The organism is Streptomyces collinus Tu 365 (assembly GCF_000444875.1).
Taxonomy (GTDB): Bacteria; Actinomycetota; Actinomycetes; order Streptomycetales; family Streptomycetaceae; genus Streptomyces; species Streptomyces collinus_A.
On the sequence record NC_021985.1, the window covers coordinates 2849989 to 2869257 of the forward strand.

The 19269-nt window shown below is 71.1% G+C and carries 19 protein-coding genes and 1 tRNA gene; 8 read left to right on the forward strand and 12 right to left on the reverse strand.

What is annotated here, in order from left to right; translation table 11 throughout:
- Positions 1-113 precede the first annotated feature (113 nt).
- Entirely contained in the window at positions 114-344 is a 231-nt protein-coding gene (locus B446_RS12270; protein WP_043475415.1) for a DUF2277 domain-containing protein, read from the reverse strand.
- Between the two features lie 93 nt (positions 345-437).
- Here B446_RS12270 and B446_RS12275 point away from each other — a divergent pair, with 93 nt between their 5' ends.
- Together B446_RS12275 and B446_RS12280 are read left to right on the forward strand one after the other, a co-directional pair.
- Complete coding sequence (locus B446_RS12275) at positions 438-1337, forward strand: ketopantoate reductase family protein (protein WP_020939761.1); 900 nt, start codon at positions 438-440, stop codon at positions 1335-1337.
- A gap of 152 nt (positions 1338-1489) precedes the next feature.
- Complete coding sequence (locus B446_RS12280; RefSeq protein WP_020939762.1) at positions 1490-1846, forward strand: hypothetical protein; 357 nt, start codon at positions 1490-1492, stop codon at positions 1844-1846.
- Positions 1847-1890: 44 nt separating this feature from the next.
- On the opposite strand, the gene B446_RS12285 is transcribed toward B446_RS12280, so the two are convergent.
- Positions 1891-1962: transfer RNA gene (locus B446_RS12285), tRNA-Val, on the reverse strand.
- Positions 1963-2151: 189 nt separating this feature from the next.
- Here B446_RS12285 and B446_RS12290 point away from each other — a divergent pair.
- The 3 genes from B446_RS12290 to B446_RS37005 all read left to right on the forward strand — a co-directional run bounded on the left by B446_RS12290 (position 2152) and on the right by B446_RS37005 (position 4523).
- Positions 2152-3543 (forward strand): hypothetical protein, encoded by a 1392-nt coding sequence (locus B446_RS12290; protein ID WP_043475419.1) that lies wholly within the window; start codon positions 2152-2154, stop codon positions 3541-3543.
- A gap of 85 nt (positions 3544-3628) precedes the next feature.
- Entirely contained in the window at positions 3629-4237 is a 609-nt protein-coding gene (locus B446_RS12295) for a DUF4383 domain-containing protein (RefSeq protein WP_020939764.1), read from the forward strand.
- A gap of 61 nt (positions 4238-4298) precedes the next feature.
- Entirely contained in the window at positions 4299-4523 is a 225-nt protein-coding gene (locus B446_RS37005; RefSeq protein ID WP_043475422.1) for an FmdB family zinc ribbon protein, read from the forward strand.
- A gap of 27 nt (positions 4524-4550) precedes the next feature.
- Here the strand turns inward: B446_RS37005 and B446_RS12305 are convergent, their stop codons facing one another.
- The 3 genes from B446_RS12305 to B446_RS12315 are packed head-to-tail and all read right to left on the reverse strand — an operon-like array spanning position 4551 to position 9045.
- A complete protein-coding gene (locus tag B446_RS12305) occupies positions 4551-5363 on the reverse strand; it encodes a hypothetical protein (protein ID WP_020939766.1) in 813 nt (270 codons plus the stop codon).
- Positions 5363-7834 (reverse strand): phosphoribosyltransferase, encoded by a 2472-nt coding sequence (locus tag B446_RS12310; RefSeq protein WP_020939767.1) that lies wholly within the window; start codon positions 7832-7834, stop codon positions 5363-5365. The genes B446_RS12305 and B446_RS12310 overlap by 1 nt, the downstream gene beginning before the upstream one ends.
- 44 nt (positions 7835-7878) lie before the next feature.
- A complete protein-coding gene (locus B446_RS12315) occupies positions 7879-9045 on the reverse strand; it encodes an HpcH/HpaI aldolase/citrate lyase family protein (RefSeq protein ID WP_020939768.1) in 1167 nt (388 codons plus the stop codon).
- Positions 9046-9220: 175 nt separating this feature from the next.
- On the opposite strand from B446_RS12315, the gene B446_RS12320 reads away from it, so the two are divergent.
- Positions 9221-10033, forward strand: coding sequence for a TerD family protein (locus B446_RS12320; RefSeq protein WP_020939769.1), 813 nt, complete (start codon positions 9221-9223; stop codon positions 10031-10033).
- Between the two features lie 19 nt (positions 10034-10052).
- Here B446_RS12320 and B446_RS12325 read toward each other — a convergent pair whose 3' ends face one another.
- The 6 genes from B446_RS12325 to B446_RS12350 all read right to left on the reverse strand — a co-directional run bounded on the left by B446_RS12325 (position 10053) and on the right by B446_RS12350 (position 14635).
- Complete coding sequence (locus tag B446_RS12325) at positions 10053-10790, reverse strand: TerD family protein (RefSeq protein WP_020939770.1); 738 nt, start codon at positions 10788-10790, stop codon at positions 10053-10055.
- 174 nt (positions 10791-10964) lie between these two features.
- Positions 10965-12104 carry a DUF475 domain-containing protein gene (locus B446_RS12330; protein ID WP_020939771.1) on the reverse strand — a complete coding sequence of 380 codons (1140 nt, stop codon included), beginning with the start codon at positions 12102-12104 and terminating at the stop codon, positions 10965-10967.
- Positions 12105-12182: 78 nt separating this feature from the next.
- A complete protein-coding gene (locus B446_RS12335; protein ID WP_020939772.1) occupies positions 12183-12761 on the reverse strand; it encodes a TerD family protein in 579 nt (192 codons plus the stop codon).
- Positions 12762-12861: 100 nt separating this feature from the next.
- Positions 12862-13437, reverse strand: a complete 576-nt coding sequence (locus B446_RS12340; RefSeq protein WP_020939773.1) for a calcium homeostasis/redox stress adaptation protein — start codon at positions 13435-13437, stop codon at positions 12862-12864.
- 150 nt (positions 13438-13587) lie between these two features.
- On the reverse strand, positions 13588-14046 hold the full coding sequence (locus B446_RS12345) for a peroxiredoxin (RefSeq protein WP_020939774.1): 459 nt from the start codon (positions 14044-14046) through the stop codon (positions 13588-13590).
- Positions 14047-14194: 148 nt separating this feature from the next.
- Positions 14195-14635 (reverse strand): DUF3052 domain-containing protein, encoded by a 441-nt coding sequence (locus tag B446_RS12350; protein WP_020939775.1) that lies wholly within the window; start codon positions 14633-14635, stop codon positions 14195-14197.
- A 444-nt stretch (positions 14636-15079) separates the two neighbouring features.
- Here B446_RS12350 and aceE point away from each other — a divergent pair, with 444 nt between their 5' ends.
- Positions 15080-17827, forward strand: a complete 2748-nt coding sequence (aceE, locus tag B446_RS12355; RefSeq protein ID WP_043475427.1) for a pyruvate dehydrogenase (acetyl-transferring), homodimeric type — start codon at positions 15080-15082, stop codon at positions 17825-17827.
- A gap of 94 nt (positions 17828-17921) precedes the next feature.
- Positions 17922-18665 (forward strand): potassium channel family protein, encoded by a 744-nt coding sequence (locus B446_RS12360; RefSeq protein WP_020939777.1) that lies wholly within the window; start codon positions 17922-17924, stop codon positions 18663-18665.
- Between the two features lie 102 nt (positions 18666-18767).
- Here B446_RS12360 and B446_RS12365 read toward each other — a convergent pair whose 3' ends face one another.
- Positions 18768-19073, reverse strand: a complete 306-nt coding sequence (locus B446_RS12365) for a hypothetical protein (RefSeq protein ID WP_043475431.1) — start codon at positions 19071-19073, stop codon at positions 18768-18770.
- Between the last annotated feature and the right edge of the window lie 196 nt (positions 19074-19269).

Below are 19269 nucleotides of genomic sequence, written 5' to 3' on the forward strand. Positions count from 1 at the left end.
GCCCCTATGCCCGAAAACCTGACCGATTCGAGCTCTGGACACACACCCCACCGCCGCCCCACGGCCCTCACCGGACGCCCCCGGCGCCACCCGGACCCCGCGCGGACCGGGCCCTAACCCGCCTCCCGCACGGACCGCCCCCGCACCTCCAGACCCCCCAGCAGGTCCGCCGTGGCCTGCGCCACGGCCTCCACCGCCCGGTCGAACACCTCGCGGTTGTGGGCGGCCGGGGCTCGGAAGCCCGAGACCTTCCGCACGTACTGCAGCGCGGCGGCGCGGATCTCGTCCTCGGTGGCCTCTTCGGGCAGTACGGGCGGGCGCAACGTCTTGATACTCCGGCACATGCCCCCAGTCTCACGCGGATCGCCCCGCCCTGGAAGGATCACGCCGAAGGCGGCCACCGAACCCCGGGGCCGACCGACGAGAGGAACACCCTCGTGACGACACAACGCACCGTGGCCGTCCTCGGCCCCGGCGGCATCGGCGGCCTCCTCGCCGCCCTCCTGTCCCGCTCCGGGCACCGCGTGGTCTGCCTCGCCCGGGAAGCCACGGCCGACACCCTGCGCACCGACGGGATCCGGGTCCGCAGCCGCCTGTTCGGCGACTTCACCGCTCCCGTGGAGGCCGACACCGAACTGCGCGAACCGGTGGACGCCTGCCTGGTCGCCGTCAAGCACACCGCCCTGGACACCGCCCTCGCCCGCCTGGCACCCGACCGCCTCGGGGACGCCCTGGTCGTCCCGCTGCTCAACGGCGTCGAACACCCCGCGACCCTGCGCGCCCGCTACCGCGCCGACCGCGTCGCCCCCGGCGTCATCCGCGTGGAGTCGACCCGCACAGCACCCGGCGTGATCGAACACGGCAGCCCCTTCGCGGAGATCGACCTGGCCGGCGACGGCGTACCCCGCCCCCGGCTGGACTCCCTGGCCGAGGTGCTCGCCGACGCGGGGGTGACCACCCGCGTCCTGGCCGACGAGACGGCGGCCCTGTGGGCGAAGCTGGCCTTCCTCGCCCCCTTCGCGCTGCTCACCACCCGCTACGGCATCCCCGTCGGCGAGGCGCGCACGGCGCACCGCGAGGAGCTGGAGTCCCTGGTCGCCGAGACCGCCGCGGTGAGCCGCGCCTGCGGAGCCCCCGCGGACCCGGCCCGGTCCCTGTCCCGCTTCGACGCCTTCCCCGCATCGACGAAGTCCTCGATGCAACGTGACGCCGAGGCCGGACGCCCGCTCGAACTCGACGCCATCGGCGGCGCGTTGCTGCGCGCGGCGGACCGTCACGGCGTACCGGTGCCGGTGACGGCGCGCCTGGTTCAGGAACTGCGCGCGGCCGGCCACTGAGCACCCCGCCGGCCCGGTGACCCGACGGCCACCGGGCCGGCCCCGCACCCGCGACGAGGGCCTCATGTCAGCCCCCGGCCCCTGAACGCCCGTTCGCGTGAACCTCACCTCCGAACTCGCCACCCAAAATCGAACAGGCGTACCATTGCCGCGTGGCTAAGACCTATGACTTCCCCAGTGACCTCCGCGCCGGCCAGGAGGAGCTGCATCAGGTCCGGGCCGAGCTGTCGGCGCTGCTCAAGCGGCTGCCCTGGTCGGTCGAGCCGGCGGACGGCTTCAGCGACGACAACGGCTGGCGGAAGGTGGAGCGGCCCGCGTCCCCGGGCTGGACGGCGGACGAGCAGGCCGAGGTGGAGAAGCTGCGCCGACGGGAGCACGAGCTGGCGGTGTTCGTCAGCGGCCACCGCTTCTGGGCCGAGGTCGCCACGGCGGACCGCGTCGAGGCCCGCACGAGGCTGAAGCACGCCCACGAGGAAACGCCCCCGGAGCCCACCGGCCCCACCGCCTGAAACGGGAAAGCCCCCGACCGACCCGGCCGGGGGCTCCCTGAACGTGGGCGCGGACGGTTTCGAACCGCCGACATCCTGCTTGTAAGGCAGGCGCTCTACCCCTGAGCTACGCACCCGTTCCTCCCCGGGACATCGCCCAGGTTGAGTCGACAGCCTACATGGCCGACGGCGGTGCACGACAAACGGAAAAGCCCGTGGGCCGCGGAGTCAGCACTCCCTCCACCGAACCGACCGCCCCGTGTCTTCGTCCATCCCGGGTGGGAGAATGACACCAGCCACGGCGGATCACAGCACGGGAGAGGGATGTGACGGGGACACCGGGCACGCCATCGACGCGGTCGTACCCGCCGTCGGCCTCCAGGGCCCGGGGCGGGTCCTCGGCTCTGCGGGACGCCCTGGCGCTGATGGCGCTGCCGGCGCTGGCCGTGCTCGCGCTGCCGGGCGCGTTCGCCGGGGGTGGTACGCGGCGCTGGTTCGGCGGGCGGGCGGAGGGGCAGCGGGCCGAGGCGCAGGCGGCGAAGGACGCCGCGGCCGCCGCGTTCTACGAACTGGACACCGCCCAGCGGGATCTGCGGATCTCGGTGGAGACGATCACGGCCGTCGACGACTCCCCCGCCGCGCGGCGGGCGGTGGCCGACTTCGACGCGCTGGGCGCGCGGATCGACGAGGTCAGTCAGCGGTACATCCAGGCCGTGGACGCCCATGACCTGGACCGGGACGACCTGGAGGCCGCGGTGGCGGCCCGGGCGCGTACGGAGCTGACCGCGGCCAGGGACGAACTGGTGCGGGTCAAGCAGGAGCTGGACCGGTTCGGCGCTTCGCTGGAGCCGCTGCTGGGCAAGGCCGAGACCCAGCTCGCCCGGCTCGCCCCGGCCGTGGAGCGGGCGCGGCAGGCGCTGCTGGGCGCGAGCAACGCGCTGGACACGGTGCGGCAGCGGGGTCTTGGCGCCGACGACCTGGCGGCGCGGCTGGCGGCGCTGTCGCCGGAGCTGACCCGGCTGAACCAGGGTGCCGGTCAGCACGGGGCGGCGCAGACGCTGGAGCGGGCCGAGCGGGTGCAGCGGGAGGCCGCGGCGATCCTGGCGGAGGCGGAGCGGCTGCCGGAGAAGGCGGCCGAGGTGGATCACCGGCTGGTGAGTCTGCGGACGCGGGCGCAGGCGCTGACGACCCGGGCGGGGCAGGTCGATCCGGTGCTGAGCGAGCTGCGGCGCAGGTTCGCCGCCGCGTGCTGGCAGGATCTGCAGCAGGTGCCGGCGCAGGCCGCGGAGAACGTGCGGCAGGCGGAGCTGAAGCTGCGCGAGGCGCAGGCGGCGCGGGACGCGCAGCGCTGGCCGGACGCCACGTCGCTGCTGTCGACGGTGCGGGCGCTGCTGAACACGACGGACGAGGCGGTGTCGGCCGCGGGTGACCGGCTGGCCCGGCTGAACGCGGTGCAGAAGGATCCGCAGCAGGAGATCGAACGGACGCGGTTCGCGATCCGGGACGCGCAGCGGCTGGCGATGACGGGCCGGTCGACGCCGGATCCGCGGCACGCGCGGCCGCTGGACGACGCGGTGGGGCGGCTGGAGCGGGCGGTCGGTGGGCTGCAGGGCCGCCATCCGGACTACTGGCACTTCCTGACCGAGACGGAGGCGGTGCGGCAGGCGGTGGCCCGGGTGGTGGGGCAGATCCGGGAGGAGCGCGGGGGCGGGCACTGAGCGGCGCGTGTTGCCGGGTGGGGCGGGGCGGGCGGATATTGAAAGAGGACGGATGGCCTCCGCTCAACGCCCGAGGGAGGCGGATATGGCCACACACGTACACGCACGCCAGCGCCGGCGGATCCGGTTCGACGAGCATCTGCCCGTCGATCACCGGCTGAACCTGGTGTACCGGATCGGTGCCGGTCTGATCGGTGGTTTCCTGGTCGCCTTCGGCATCCTGGGCCTGATCGACCACATCGGCTTCTTCGACACCGGCGGGAATTCGGTCGCCGGCCTGAACACCAACGGCACGCTGAGTGTGCTGTCGATCTGCATCGGTGCGCTGCTGCTGGTCGGCATGGTGATCGGCGGCAACTTCGCGTCGACGCTGAACATGGTCCTGGGTGTGCTGTTCCTGCTGAACGGCTTCCTGTTCCTGGGTCTGCTGGACACCCCGAACGACTTCCTGGCGTTCCGGATCCAGAACGTGCTGTTCAGCTTCGTGGTGGGGCTGTTGCTGATGACGTTCGGCATGTACGGCCGGGTCGGGTCGGTGCTGCCGTACGACAACCCGTACTGGCGGGCCCGGCACCCCGACCCGGGCACCGAACCGCCGGGGAACGAGCACCGGACGGGTGTGCCGCCGGTGACGGCGCCGATGCCCGGCGAGCTGGGCCGGAGCGGACGGGACGGGGTCGGCCGGCCGGAGTGAGTGAGCGGGTGACCGGCCTCGTGCCCTGGGGTGTGGGCGCGGGGCCGGTTAACCTGTGCGCATGCCTCGCTACGAGTACCGCTGCCGGACCTGCGGCGACACGTTCGAACTCAGCCGTCCCATGGCGGAGTCCTCCGCTCCCGCCGCCTGCCCCGCGGGCCACGACGACACGGTGAAGCTGCTGTCGACGGTGGCCGTGGGCGGTGGCTCGTCGGCCGCGCCTGCCCCGGCGCCCCGGGCGGGCGGGGGCGGCGGGGGCTGCTGCGGTGGTGGCTGCTGCGGCTGATTCCGGCCCGGCGCGGGCCGGGTCAGGTCAGGTCTGGTGCCGGGCGGCCCGCAGGAACTCCCGGACGATGCGCTCCCCGGCGAGTACTCCGCGCTCGGGGAGCGCGTTGATGTGCGGGGCGTGCCAGTCGTTGTCGGCCAGTTCGCCGTGTCCGGGGCGCCAGCCGCGGTCGGCGGCGAGCAGCAGGTCGGCGTCGAGCAGGGAGTCGCCGGCCGCGAGGGTGAGTTCGGCGCCGGTGCGGCGGGCGACCTCGCGGACGGCGGCGCTCTTGGTGAGCGGTGCGGGCACGGCGTAGATCTTGCGGCCCTGGAGGGAGACGGTCCAGCCGCGGGGTTCCGCCCAGACGGCCAGTTCCTTGACCCAGTCCTCGGGCAGCAGCTCGCGTTCGACGACGAGGTAGGCGAAGAGGTCCTCGGCGACGCGGTGCTTGCGGACCCAGACGGGGTCGGCGGTGCGCATGAGGTGGTCGCGGATCTCGTCGAGGGGTGCGCACTCGTCGGCGAGGCGGGCCAGTACGGCGGTGTGCCAGTCGTGGTCGGTGTCGCCGTCGACGAGGAGGTGGCCGCCGTTGGCGCAGATGGCGTAGGCGGGCTGCGGGCCGGGCAGGTTGATGCGCTGGTACTGCTTGCGGGTGCGGGTGGTGGTGGGGACGAAGACGGCGGTGTCGCCGAGGTCGGTGAGGAGCTGGGCCGCGGTCTCGGTCAGGTAGGACAGGGGCCTGCTCTCGTGGACCTCGACGCAGAGCAGCCGGGGTGCCCGGGCGTCGGGCATGGTCAGCGCGAGGGCGGCCGAGGAGTAGATCAGGGTGCGGTCGAGGTCGCTGGCGACGAGTACCGGCATCAGAGGTTCACCGCCTTGCCGTCGGCGCCGGTGGCGCCGCGGGTGTAGCGCGGGTGGATGAGCCCGACGCAGGTGTAGGGCAGGTCGCCGACCTCCTCGACGGGGACGCCGCGCTGTGCGGCGAGCAGGCGTACGTGGTCGAGGTCGGGTCCGGCGCCGGCCTTGGCGAGGATCTTCCAGGGGACGCGGCGCAGCAGGACGCGGGTGGTCTCGCCGACGCCGGGCTTGACGAGGTTGACGTCGTGGATGCCGTACTCCTCGCTGATGCGTTCGACGGCCTGCCAGCCGGCCCAGGTGGGGGTGCGGTCGGTGGCCATGAGCTCCTTCACGGCGTCGTCGACGGTGTCGGTGACGTCGGGGAAGTGGGCGCACACGGCGTCGAGGAAGGTCACGGAGACGTCGGCGCCGGTGAGTTCGCGGTAGTACTTCGCGCCGTGGAAGTCGTCGGGGCCGACGAGGTCGGCGCGCAGGACGGTGCGGGATATGAGCCCGGAGACGGTGGAGTTGAGGCAGGCGGAGGGGATGAGGAAGTCCTCGCGGGTGCCGTAGGTGCGGACGCAGGAGCCGGGGTCGGCGAGGACGGCGATCTCCGGGTCGAAGCCGGTGATGCCTTCCTTGCGCTCGAAGTCCTCGACCGCCTGGGCGAGTTCGCGGGTGATGGCGCCCTTGCCGGTCCAGCCGTCGATGAAGACGACGTCCCGGGGGTCGTGGTGGGCGGCGAGCCAGCGCAGTGCGTTGGCGTCGATGCCGCGGCCGCGGACGATGGAGACGGCGTAGTGGGGCAGGTCGAGGCCGTGCCGGTGGTGTGCCCAGCGGCGCATGAGGACGCCGACGGGGGTGCCGGCGCGGGCCAGGGACACCAGGACGGGGCGGGGGGAACGCTCGGCGAGGACGGTCTCGGTGACGACGCCGACGGCCTGGGCGATGCGGGCGGCGGACGTGTCCAGGGCGGTGTGGAAGAGCCGCTGGTACTGGTCGCTGGGCTGGTACTCGACGGGCAGTGACTCGGCGTAGTGGGCGCCGCCGCTCTGGATGGCCTCCTCGCGTTCCTCGGTCGGCGCTTCCAGGGTGACGTCCGAGAGGTCCTGCAGCAGCCAGCCGACGTCCTCGGGCGGGTAGGAGGAGAAGGTGGGGCCGCGGAGGGGCTCGGGCAGCATGGGCGCGCTTTCGGGGAGGGTGAGGGGCTGGGGGGTGTAGGCGGGTACGACGGCGAGCAGGACGTGCGGGGTGTGGGCGGCGAGGCGGGCCAGCAGGCCGTCGGGGGCGTGCAGGGCGGGGGTGTCGGCGGCGGAGTCGACGACGGCGACGACGGCGTCGAAGCCGGCGCCGGCGACGTTGTAGGCGTAGCGCTCGCCGGGGCCGTCGGCGGGGTCGTCGTGGGCGGGGAAGGCCAGGCGGGTGCGGATGGCGTAGCCGGGGTCGTCGACGGCGAGGACGGGTGAGCGGGTGGTGGTGGAGTAGCGGATCTCGGCGGGGTGGGTGCGTTCGAGTTCGCGGGCGATGCGCAGCGGGGCGTACATCAGTTCCTCGAAGCCGAGCACGAGGACGCGGCGGGCGGTGGCGGGCAGGGCCTCGGCGACGCGGGCGGCCATGGCGGGCAGCGCGGTCTCCAGGCGGGCGCGGTGGGCGGGGGTGAAGCCGTGCCGGCCGCCGTCGGGGAGGGCGGGGGGCCAGTGCAGGTCGATCCGGGTGGTCCGGGTGTCGTGCGGGGGCCGGTGCGCGGCCGCGGGGGCGGTGTCTTCGGGGCCGGCGGGGGTGTGGCGGGCGACGAGCTCCTGTCCCTTGCTCAGGACGTCCTGGGGCAGTCGTACGGTGCCGGAGGCGGCGGCGACGAGGTCGACGCGGGCGCCGATGTCGTCGGCGAAGCGGTCGAGCCGGGCGCTGTCCTCGGCGGAGCGCATGTCGACGAGGGCGACGACCACGTAGTGGCGGCGCGGGTGGCGTGCGTGCAGGTCGCGGATGGTGTTGAGGACGGTGTTGCCGGTGGAGAACTCGTCGTCGACGAGGACGAGCGGGCCGTCGCCGGTGAGCAGGGCGGTGTCCTCGGGGAGCAGCAGGTGGGAGGTGGCGTGGGAGTGGGACTCCTCGAAGCCGCCGGCGGGGGTGAGGCCGGGTACGGGGCGGCGGGTGGAGTGCAGGTAGGGGGCGAGGCCGAGGCCGTCGGCGACGCAGTGGCCGAGGCCGGTGGCGGTCTCCGCGTAGCCGAGGACGACCGCGGCGGCGGCCTCGGTGTCGCCGAGGAGGGCGCGGACGCGGCGGCCGAGGCGGAGTCCGTGGTCGTAGACGACGGAGGGCGACTGGGGTACGTGCTTGCCGAGCACGTGGGAGACGAGCAGGTGGGCCCGCTTGGGGTTGCGGCGCAGCGCGAGCCCCAGCAGGGCCCGCAGGCCGTCGTCGCCGTCGAGGCCGACGCCGAGTCGCTCGGCGACCCAGGTGCCGGACCAGACTCCGTCGTTCACTGCGTTGTTCATGCGTTCCTTGGGGTGCGGAGGGTCGGCCGGTGCGTCCGGCGGTGTCAGCCGGGTATTCCGGCGGTGAGCAGTTCGACGAAGCCGATGTCCTCGTTGGCCACGCCGAAGACCTCGGCGCGCAGCAGGGTCCGTTCGGCCCAGGCGCGGTGGGGTTTCACTTCGTTCATCTTGTTCGTGTAGGCCGACCGGAGTACACCCCCGCCGCCGCGTTCCGGCCGGAGGATGTCCTGGGCGTCGCTGAACTCCTCGTGGCTGACCACGGACAGCGCGTGCACGGGCAGGACGTGGGAGGGGTGGATGCAGGTCTTGCCGAGGAGGCCGTTGGCCTGGTCGAGGGAGATCTCCCGCAGCAGTCCGTCCATGGCGTGTTCGATGAGCTTCTCGCGCAGTTCGACGGCCTGCACCTCGAGGAAGGGGCTCTGCCGCAACTGTGGCTTGAACATGCGCTCGGGGACGCGGAAGTACTCCCAGACCGGTCCGGTCACGGTGAATCCGGTGCCGTCGGCCCGGCCGAGCATGTTGACGACGTCGGCGATCACGGAGGCGACGACCTGGACGTCGTAGGCGGTCATGTCGGGGGCCCGGCGCAGGCCGTAGGAGGAGCAGAAGTCGGTGACGCCCAGGCGCAGCGCGAGCACCCGGTCGCGGAACTTGTCGACGGCGCGGGCGATGCCCTCCAGGGTGTCGACGCGGGACTCGCGGTAGAGGAGCTCGGGGGACTCCAGGACGGGCATGGCGAAGAGGCGGCGGCCGCTGTGGGCCTCGGCGCGGCCGAGGGCCTCAAGGAAGGGCAGGCCGCGTTCCTCGGTGAACTTGGGCAGGACGAACCCGGAGAGCAGCCGTACGGAGGCGCCGAGGCGCTGGACGAGGTCGGGTATCTGTTCGGGGGTGCGGACCCGGATGAACAGCAGGGGCGGCTCGGTGCCGGGGCGGGCGTCGAGGTCGGCGAACTGGCGGACGAGGTTCTCCTCGCCGGCGACGACGTCGGCGTCGCCGATGGAGTCCTCCAGGCACAGCACCATCGAGACGACGCCGCTCGCGGCCTGCTTGGTGATGTCGTCGGCGAGCCGGGGCCGGGTCGCGGGGCTGTACAGCGTGGCGCCGAGGGCGGCGGAGAGCAGCCTGGCCGGGGAGTCGGCGGTGAACGCGCAGGGTTCCTGGTGGAACAGGCGCTGTCGCTCCGCGGGGGCGATGTGCCCGAAATGACGCATAGGACTCCTCAGGGCGCGAGCCGAGCCTGTGGATTCGGTAAAGGGTGGCCGGTAATAGTACGTAGGGATGGATGTCGGGGGTTCCCTTCGGGCATGAATTTCCGGTAACTCGCCCGTGTCGGCGTCACCACCCCCCGCATTGTCGTGGCCAGGACCGAGAGGGCAGGATGACGGCATGACGCACACGATGCTGAAGGGGTCGAACGTCCCGCTGGAGGCCACCACGGTGCGCGCCGTGCTGCGCTGGGCGCCCGGGCAGGGTGTTCCGGACGTGGACGCCTCGGCGCTGCTGCTGGGCTCCGACGGCCGTGTGCGCTCCGACGAGGACTTCGTCTTCTACAACCAGCCCCGGCATCCGTCCGGCGCGGTGTGGCGGCTGGGCAAGAAGCGGGTCACCGAGGGGCTCACCGACACGATCCAGTCGGAGCTGACGGGGGTGGAGCCGGGGGTCGGCCGGATCCTGCTGGTGGCGTCGGCGGACGGGATGACCTTCGACCGGGTGCCGGCCCTGTGCATCGTGCTCTACGACGCCTCCGTGGCCGACGGCGAGCCGCTGGCGCACTTCGAGATCAAGCCGGAGACCGGTGCGGAGACGGCGCTGATCTGCGGTGAGCTGTACCGGCGCGGGGAGGGCTGGAAGTTCCGTGCGCTGGGTGAGGGCTATTCGAACGGTCTGAAGGGTCTCGCGACGGACTTCGGTATCTCGGTGGACGAGTCGGAGGCGGAGGAGGACCGGGGGCAGGCCCCGCCGGAGACCACCTCGCAGCCGCTGCCGCCGGAGCAGCCGACGTCGGTGCCGCCGCAGCCCGCGTACGGCTATCCGCAGCCGACGTCGGCGCGGCCGGCCCCGCAGCCGTCGTACGGCTATCCGCAGCCGGAGAGCCGGCCCGCCTACGGCTATCCGCAGGCGCCGCAGCCGGCCCTGACGGCTCCGCTGGACCCGGACTTCCGGCTGCCCCCGCAGGGGCCGCAGTTCATCGGCCGCTAGGGCGGACTCGGCCCGGGGGTCACCGCTCCACCTTGGTCTTGTAGCCGCGTCCCCAGGTCAGGCCCCAGCCGTAGAGCCGGTCGAGTTCGCCCTGGAAGCCGTAGACGAACTTGACCTCGCGGCGGACGAGCAGTTCGTCCTTGACGTTCTCGATCATCACGACGGCGCACGAGCGGGCCTGGGGGTGCCGCTCGTCGAGGCCTATCTCGATGCGGGGGCCGTTGCTGGGGTAGAGCGTCACGATCGCGTGGGTGCGGTCGAAGGCGGGGGTCTGGTCGTAGATGTACACGAAGACCAGCAGCCGCTTGATCGCCTCGCGGTGGTCCAGGTTGATGTACATGGTCTCGCCGGACGCCGATCCGAACCGGTCGTCGCCGCTGAGCTTGATGTACGGCGGTGCGTTGACGTCGCCGAGGTAGCCGCCGAGGGGCTGGACGACGCCCTTGGTGCCGTCCATCAGCTCGTACAGGCAGCCGAGGTCGAGGTCGACGTTGACCATGCTCTGGCCGTGGCCGAGCACCTCGGGGGGCCGCAGGGCCTTGAAGGGGTGCCGGAAGAGGCTGGTGCGCTGGTTCTGGTCGAAGTCGGAGGTCCGCATCCGCCAGGCCAGGTTGATGCGCAGGTGGCCGGTGGCCGCGTCCTGTTTGGTGAGGGACACCTGCTGGTGCCGTCGGGTCAGCTCGATCGCGTTGGTCGCCGCGCTGCCCGAGTCGAAGTCGGCGGCCCGTCCGCCCCGCAGCCCGTCGAAGAATCCCATGCCCGCCCCCGGATGGTGGTCTGTGAACGCCGTCGGGGCGGCCGACCGTGTCGGCCGCCCCGAACAGAGCGTTCCTCACCGGACGGGGCGCCACACCCCGTCACGTCCCTGATCATGCCCGTAGGGGGCGTCCAGGGGTCGTGGTCCGTCCGGTCGGCCGCCGGAGGGGACCTGTCAGACGCCGGAGGAGACCTCGGCCTTCTCGCCCGCGCCGTCGCCGGACTCCGCGAGGGCGCGGTTGCGGCGGACGGAGGACCAGAACGACCAGGCGATCAGGACGACGCCGACGAGGCCGGTGATGACCTCGTTGATCTCGTACTGGATGGTGACCATGAGGATCACGGCCAGGGCGCCGATCGCGTAGTGGGCGCCGTGCTCCAGGTAGACGTAGTCGTCCAGGGTGCCCTGGCGGACCAGGTACACGGTGAGCGAGCGGACGTACATCGCGCCGATGCCGAGGCCGAGCGCCATCAGCACGATGTCGTTGGTGATGGCGAAGGCGCCGATCACGCCGTCGAAGGAGAACGACGCGTCCAGGACCTCCAGGTAGAGGAACATGAAGAAGGCGGCCTGGCCGGCCAGCACGACGGCGGGCTTCTTCTTGCCCGTGCGGGCGGCCTCTTCCTCCTCCTCGTGCTCGCGCTCCTCCTCTTCCTCCAGCTTGTCCTCGAAGTAGCCGGAGAGGCCGCCGACGACCATGTAGGTGATCAGGCCGGCGATGCCGGCGATCAGGACGGTCTGTGCCTTGTCGGCGTGGGCGCCGCCGTGCTGGTGGGCGTGGGTGGCGAAGGTGAAGGAGGTGATCAGCAGGACGACCAGGGCGATGCAGACCGACAGCATGTCGACCTTGCCGAGCTTGGCCAGGGGCCGCTCGATCCAGCGCAGCCACTGGATGTCCCGGTCCTCGAAGATGAAGTCGAGGAAGATCATCAGCAGGAACATCCCGCCGAACGCGGCGATCGAGGGGTGCGCGTCGGTGACGAGCTGCTGGTAGCGGTCCTTGTTGTTCAGGGCCAGGTCGACGGCCTCGACCGGGCCCATCTTGGCGCTGATGGCGACGATGACGACGGGGAAGACCAGCCGCATGCCGAAGACGGCGATGAGCACGCCGACCGTGAGGAAGATCTTCTGCCAGAAGGCGTTCATCTTCTTCAGGATCCCGGCGTTGACCACCGCGTTGTCGAACGACAGCGAGATCTCCAGGACGGCGAGGATCGCCACGATCCCGAAGGCGGTCCACCCCCCGTAGAACGCCGCCGCGACCAGGCCGAGCGCGGTAATCGCGAACGACCAGCCGAAGGTTTTCAGAAGCACAGTGGCTACCCCATCGTGTTGTGGGGGCACCTCCCGGACGAAGTCGGGGAGGGGGTTTCCCCCGCGCTGCACTCAGCTTTACGAAACGTTGACTCCGAAGTCTAGAGCGATGCCGCGCAGACCCGAGGCGTACCCCTGTCCCACGGCCCTGAACTTCCATTCGCCCTGGTAGCGGTAGAGCTCGCCGAAGATCATCGCGGTCTCGGTGCTGGCGTCCTCGCTGAGGTCGTAGCGGGCCAGTTCCTGCCCGTCGGCCTGGTTGACCACGCGGATGAACGCGTTGGACACCTGCCCGAAGGTCTGGCCGCGCTCGTCCGCCAGGTGGATCGAGACGGGGAAGATGACCTTCTCGCACTGGGGCGAGACCCTGGTCAGGTCGATCAGAATCGATTCGTCGTCGCCCTCGCCCTCACCGGTGAGGTTGTCACCGGTGTGCTCGACCGAGCCGTCGGGGCTGGTGAGCTGGTTGTAGAACACGAACCACTCGTCCCCCAGCACCCGGTTGCTCCCGTCGCACAGCAGGGCGCTGGCGTCGAGGTCGAAGGGGGCGCCGGTGGTGGAGCGCGCGTCCCAGCCGAGCCCGATCAGGACGTTGGTGAGGTTCGGTGCGGCTTTGGAGAGGGAGACGTTGCCTCCCTTGGCGAGCGTGACGCCCATGATGCTGGTCCTCCCCTGATGGTGCTTTCCCTGGTTGTCCTGCACGTCCGGCGCCGACCGTAAACGGTGCGGCGCCGGACGGACGCGGGGGCTCCGGGCGTCAGACGTTGACGCCGAAGTCCTGGGCGATGCCCCGCAGGCCCGAGGCATAGCCCTGGCCGATGGCGCGGAACTTCCACTCCGCGCCGTGCCGGTACAGCTCGCCGAAGACCATCGCGGTCTCGGTGGAGGCGTCCTCGCTCAGGTCGTAGCGGGCGATCTCCTGCTCGCCCGCCTGGTTCACCACGCGGATGAACGCGTTGCGGACCTGGCCGAAGGACTGCTGGCGGTTCTCGGCGTCGTAGATCGACACCGGGAAGACGATCTTCTCGACGTCGGCCGGGACGCCGGCCAGGTTGATCTTGATCTGCTCGTCGTCGCCCTCGCCCTCACCGGTGATGTTGTCACCGGTGTGCTCGACCGAGCCGTCGGGGCTCTTGAGGTTGTTGAAGAAGACGAAGTGCTGGTCGCTGGCGACCTTGCCGGAGCTGTTCAGCAGCAGCGCGCTGGCGTCGAGGTCGAAGTCGGTGCCGGTCGTGGTGCGCACGTCCCACCCGAGACCTACGATCACGGCGGTGAGGCCCGGGGCCTCCTTCGTCAGCGATACGTTGCCGCCCTTGCTGAGGCTGACTCCCACGGGTCCTCCATGTGGTGTCCAGGGGCGAGAGCCCCGTCGTGCTACGGATATGGGATCAACGTGCCGATCCTAGTGACGGGTTCCCGCCCCCCGCAGACCCTGGACCCGAAGAACCACAGGTGTCGGATCACCGGTCGGTCACCCGTCGGCTCAGAGGGCGTCGAGCGCCTTCACGTACTCGTTCAGGTCGCGCGCGTCCGGCAGGCCGTTGACCACGGTCCACCGCACGACACCCTCCTTGTCGATGACGAAGGTGCCCCGGACGGCGCAGCCCTTGTCCTCGTCGAAGACGCCGTAGGCGCGCGAGACGTTGCCGTGCGGCCAGAAGTCGGAGAGCAGCGGGTACTCCAGGCCCTCCTGCTCGGCGAAGACGCGCAGGGTGTGGATGGAGTCGTTGGAGACGGCGAGGAGCTGCGTGTCGCGGTCCGCGAACTGCGGCAGGTTGTCGCGCAGCTCGCACAGCTCGCCGGTGCACACGCCGGTGAAGGCGAAGGGGTAGAAGAGCAGGACCACGTTCTTCTCGCCGCGGTAGTCGGCGAGCCGCACCGGGCGGCCGTGGTTGTCCTTGAGCTCGAAATCGGGCGCCTTGTCGCCGACCTGGATCGCCATCGTGGTGCTTCCCTTCGGTGGGCTGAGCGGGTGAGAGCGCGGCAGACGCTCGGCACCACCCTACGCAGCGATCACCGCGGGCAGGAGCGGACCCTCGGACGGGCCGGCCGGTGCCGGCCCGTCCGAGGCGCCCGAAGGCGGGGCGGTCCTACCTCTTGCCGGACTTGGCGGCCTTCGGCGTCGCCAGGCGCGAGCCGCTCCAGTCCTTGCCGACGCTGACGCTCTTGGACGCGGTCAGTCCGGCGGTCGTCGCGGCTTCCGAGATGTCGCTCGGCTCCACGTACCCCGAACGGCCGGTCTTCGGCGTGAGGAGCAGGATGGCACCGCCCTCTTCGATGTACGTGGTGGCGTCCACCAGCGCATCCGTGAGGTCACCGTCGTCATCACGGAACCACAGCACGACGGCATCGGCCACGTCGTCGTAGTCCTCGTCCATGAGGTCGGCCTCGATGACTTCCTCAATGGCCTCGCGGAGCTCCTGATCGACGTCGTCGTCGTAGCCGATCTCCTGGACCACCTGCCCGGGCTGGAACCCCAGCCTGGCGGCAGGGTTCGTCCGCTCCTCCGCGTGGTCCGCGGTCGCGCTCACGGGTTGCCTCCTGATCATGTCTTGATGAATATCTCAGCCACGCGCGTGCGCGAAGCATTGGCCGTAGTCCACACGGGCGGGACGGATCGCGCAAGTACCCGGCCGTTCAGACCGCCGAAACGGTGACGATCCTGGCCGTGTCGCCGCAACTCCTGGCACCGTACCCCGATTCGTCGAGAGCCACATCACACCGATGTGCCCGCTTTGCACGGTTCGGAATCATCCGGCCCTCCGAGCTTCGAACAACTATGCCAAGTCCGTCACACCCCGGGCGTATCGTTGCGTTTTGACCGGCCCGGCACCCGGATCGCCCCGGATGGAGATGACGTACGCCTTCCCGAGGTACACGATGGGGACCGGTGCAGGAGCGAGAAGTACCGCGAAATGCCGAGGCAGAACCGGAACAACCGAACAAAAGCGGCCCTCTGACAGGTAAGGAACAGCGTGCCTTCCGGATCCGATCGTAATCCGATCATCATTGGCGGCCTTCCGAGTCAGGTTCCTGACTTCGATCCCGAAGAGACCCAGGAGTGGCTCGACTCGCTCGACGCCGCCGTGGACGAGCGCGGCCGGGAGCGGGCCCGCTATCTCATGCTGCGCCTGATCGAGCGGGCCCGCGAGAAGCGCGTGGCCGTGCCCGAGATGCGCAGCACGGACTACGTCAACACGATCCCCACCAAGAGCGAGCCGTTCTTCCCGGGCAACGAGGAGATCGAGCGCAAGATCCTGAACGCCACGCGCTGGAACGCGGCCGTGATGGTCTCCCGCGCGCAGCGCCCCGGCATCGGGGTCGGCGGCCACATCGCCACCTTCGCCTCCTCCGCCTCGCTGTACGACGTCGGCTTCAACCACTTCTTCCGCGGCAAGGACGACGGCAAAGGCGGCGACCAGGTCTTCTTCCAGGGGCACGCCTCCCCCGGCATCTACGCGCGCGCCTTTCTGCTCGACCGGCTCAGCGCCGAGCAGCTCGACGGCTTCCGCCAGGAGAAGTCGAAGTACCCGAACGGGCTCTCCAGCTACCCGCACCCGCGCTCCATGCCGGACTTCTGGGAGTTCCCGACGGTCTCGATGGGCCTCGGCCCGCTCGGTGCGATCTTCCAGGCGCGGATGAACCGCTACATGGAGGCGCGCGGCATCGCCGACACCTCCGACTCGCACGTGTGGGCGTTCCTCGGGGACGGCGAGATGGACGAGCCGGAGTCGCTCGGCCAGCTCAGCATCGCCGCGCGCGAGGGCCTGGACAACCTGACCTTCGTCGTCAACTGCAACCTCCAGCGCCTGGACGGCCCGGTGCGCGGCAACGGCAAGATCATCCAGGAGCTGGAGTCGGTCTTCCGGGGCGCCGGCTGGAACGTGATCAAGCTGATCTGGGACCGCACCTGGGACCCGCTGCTCGCCCAGGACCGCGACGGCGTCCTGGTGAACCGGATGAACACGACCCCGGACGGGCAGTTCCAGACGTACGCCACCGAGTCCGGCTCCTACATCCGTGAGCACTTCTTCGGCGACGACCTGCGGCTGCGCGCGATGGTCGAGAACATGACCGACGACCAGATCCTGCACCTGGGCCGCGGCGGTCACGACCACCGCAAGATCTACGCGGCGTTCAAGGCGGCCAAGGAGCACAAGGGCCAGCCCACGGTCATCCTGGCCAAGACGGTCAAGGGATGGACGCTGGGCCCGAACTTCGAGGGCCGCAACGCCACGCACCAGATGAAGAAGCTGACGGTCGACGACCTCAAGCGCTTCCGCGACCGGCTGCACCTGCCGATCTCCGACAAGGAGCTGGAGTCCGGCGCCCCGCCGTACTACCACCCGGGCCGGGAGACGGAGGAGATCCAGTACATGCACGACATGCGCAAGGCGTGCGGCGGGTACGTCCCGACGCGTGTCGTGCGCTCCCAGCCGCTCGCGCTGCCGGACGACAAGACGTACGCCACCGTGAAGAAGGGCACCGGTCAGCAGTCCATCGCCACCACGATGGCGTTCGTCCGGCTGCTCAAGGACCTCATGCGGGACAAGGAGATCGGCAGGCGGTTCGTGCTGATCGCGCCGGACGAGTACCGCACGTTCGGCATGGACTCGTTCTTCCCGAGCGCGAAGATCTACAACCCGCTCGGCCAGCAGTACGAGTCGGTGGACCGGGAGCTGCTGCTCGCCTACAAGGAGTCGCCGACCGGCCAGATGCTGCACGACGGCATCTCGGAGGCGGGCTGCACGGCCTCGCTGATCGCGGCGGGCTCCGCCTACGCCACGCACGGCGAGCCGCTGATCCCGGTCTACGTCTTCTACTCGATGTTCGGTTTCCAGCGCACCGGTGACCAGTTCTGGCAGATGGCCGACCAGCTCTCGCGCGGTTTCGTCCTGGGCGCGACCGCGGGCCGTACGACCCTGACCGGTGAGGGGCTGCAGCACGCCGACGGGCACTCGCAGCTGCTGGCCTCCACCAACCCGGCGTGCGTCGCGTACGACCCGGCCTACGCCTACGAGATCGCCCACATCGTCCAGGACGGCCTGCGCCGGATGTACGGCGGCGACAGCGAGCACCCGCACGGCGAGGACGTCTTCTACTACCTCACCGTCTACAACGAGCCCATCCAGCACCCGGCCGAGCCGGCCGACGTGGACGTCGAGGGCATCCTCAAGGGCCTCCACCGGATCTCGGCGGGCACGGCCGGTGCCGTCGCGGTGCAGATCATGGCGTCCGGTGTCGCGGTGCCGTGGGCCCTGGAGGCGCAGCGCATCCTCGCCGAGGACTGGAACGTCCGGGCCGACGTCTGGTCGGCGACGTCGTGGAACGAGCTGCGCCGCGAGGCCGTCGCCGTGGAGGAGCACAACCTGCTGCACCCGGAGGAGGAGCAGCGGGTGCCGTGGGTGACGCAGAAGCTGAGCGGGGCCGAGGGTCCGTTCGTGGCCGTGTCCGACTGGATGCGGTCGGTCCCGGACCAGATCGCCCGGTGGGTGCCCGGGACGTACCAGTCGCTGGGCGCGGACGGCTTCGGCTTCGCCGACACCCGGGGCGCGGCCCGCCGCTTCTTCCACATCGACGCCCCGTCGATCGTGGTGGCGGTGCTGACCGAGCTGGCCCGGGAGGGCAAGGTCGACCGGTCGGCGCTGAAGCAGGCGATCGACCGTTACCGGCTGCTGGACGTCTCGGCGGCGGACCCGGGGGCCGCGGGCGGCGACGCGTAGCCAGGGGCCGGGCGGCCAGGGACGGTCGCGCGAACGGCCGAGGGCGGCGGAGCAGGGGGCTCCGCCGCCCTCGCGGCTTCCCTACGATGCGGGCATGGAGCGACGAGCGGCGCAGCTGCGGTGGGAACGGCACACCCAACGGCCCCTGCTGGCACTGGCCGTGGCCTTCGCCCTCGCGTACGCCGTGCCCATCGTGGACGGTTCGGCGGGTCGCACCGTGACGTCGCTGTGCACGGTGGTGGAGTGGACGGTGTGGGGCGCCTTCGCCGTCGACTACCTGATGCGGCTGGCGCTCACCCCGCGGCGCCGGGACTTCGTCCGGACGCACTGGCCCGACCTGTGCGCGGTGGTGCTGCCGGTGCTGCAGCCGCTGAGGCTGCTGCGGCTGGTGTCCACACTGCTGCTGGTGGGGCGGCGGGCTCGGATGGCTCCGCAGATCCGGCTGACCACCTATGTGGTGGGCTCGGTGATCGGGCTGCTGATGTTCGGCTCGCTGGCCGTGCTCTCGGTGGAGCGGGACTCGCCGAACGGGAACATCCGGACGCTGGGTGACGCGGTGTGGTGGTCGTTCACGACCATGACGACGGTGGGGTACGGGGACCACGCCCCGACGACCGGGCTCGGGCGGATGATCGCGGTCGGGCTGATGCTCTCGGGGATCGCGCTGCTCGGTGTCGTCACCGCGAACATCGCCGCCTGGTTCATCTCCCGGTTCGAGAAGGACGACGTGGAGGAGCGGCGGCAGACCGAGGCGATCGCCGCGCTGGCCGAGGAGGTCCGGCTGCTGCGGGCCGAGGTCGCCCGGCTGGCGGCGGAGCGGCAGGAACAGCCGCGCTGAACGGCGGACACGCGGCGGCCCGCGGTGCGGCGGCCGTGCCGCCGTCGGCCCGCGGGCCGGTCGGTCCGTCCGGTCCGTCCGGTCGGGTTCCGTTCGGTCCGGTCAGAGCAGTCCGTGTCCCCAAGTGGCCGCGCCCGCCAGGGCGATGATGGCCAGGAGGGTGTCGATGGCGCCCAGCACCAGGGCCACCAGGGCCGGGATGCCGTGGTCGGAGGACCATTTGCGGCCCATCGACTGCCAGCCGCAGAACATCGCGACCGGGCCCAGGACGATGCCCAGTGCGAAGAAGCCGGCCACGGCGCAGATCGTGCCGATGATGCCGAGCGTCGCACGGTCCGGCCCGGTCCGTTGCCATGTCCGGCCTCGTGACCGGGGGTACCCGCGCGTTCCGTGCCCGAAGCCTGCCATCATCAACTCCCTGATCGTCGTGGACAGTTCGGCTTCACAGGGCGGGTACCCCGGATGGGCGCGGGCAGACCTGCGCGCGCTGCCCCCCTCCAGCAGCGCGCGCCGCGGCCCGTGTCCTCCCATGTCTTGCGGAGGACTTGACCCACTGTGACCTGCGGCGCGCGCCGGGAGCGAGGGATCTTCGGCGCCGTCACCC

Coding starts and splice junctions, on each gene's coding strand:
- B446_RS12270 (WP_043475415.1), bottom strand. CDS start 344: ATGTGCCGGAGTATCAAGACGTTGCGCCCGCCCGTACTGCCCGAAGAG.
- B446_RS12295 (WP_020939764.1), top strand. CDS start 3,629: ATGGCCACACACGTACACGCACGCCAGCGCCGGCGGATCCGGTTCGAC.
- B446_RS37005 (WP_043475422.1), top strand. CDS start 4,299: ATGCCTCGCTACGAGTACCGCTGCCGGACCTGCGGCGACACGTTCGAA.
- B446_RS12305 (WP_020939766.1), bottom strand. CDS start 5,363: ATGCCGGTACTCGTCGCCAGCGACCTCGACCGCACCCTGATCTACTCC.
- B446_RS12310 (WP_020939767.1), bottom strand. CDS start 7,834: ATGAACAACGCAGTGAACGACGGAGTCTGGTCCGGCACCTGGGTCGCC.
- B446_RS12315 (WP_020939768.1), bottom strand. CDS start 9,045: ATGCGTCATTTCGGGCACATCGCCCCCGCGGAGCGACAGCGCCTGTTC.
- B446_RS12320 (WP_020939769.1), top strand. CDS start 9,221: ATGACGCACACGATGCTGAAGGGGTCGAACGTCCCGCTGGAGGCCACC.
- B446_RS12325 (WP_020939770.1), bottom strand. CDS start 10,790: ATGGGATTCTTCGACGGGCTGCGGGGCGGACGGGCCGCCGACTTCGAC.
- B446_RS12335 (WP_020939772.1), bottom strand. CDS start 12,761: ATGGGCGTCACGCTCGCCAAGGGAGGCAACGTCTCCCTCTCCAAAGCC.
- B446_RS12345 (WP_020939774.1), bottom strand. CDS start 14,046: ATGGCGATCCAGGTCGGCGACAAGGCGCCCGATTTCGAGCTCAAGGAC.
- B446_RS12360 (WP_020939777.1), top strand. CDS start 17,922: ATGGAGCGACGAGCGGCGCAGCTGCGGTGGGAACGGCACACCCAACGG.
- B446_RS12365 (WP_043475431.1), bottom strand. CDS start 19,073: ATGGCAGGCTTCGGGCACGGAACGCGCGGGTACCCCCGGTCACGAGGC.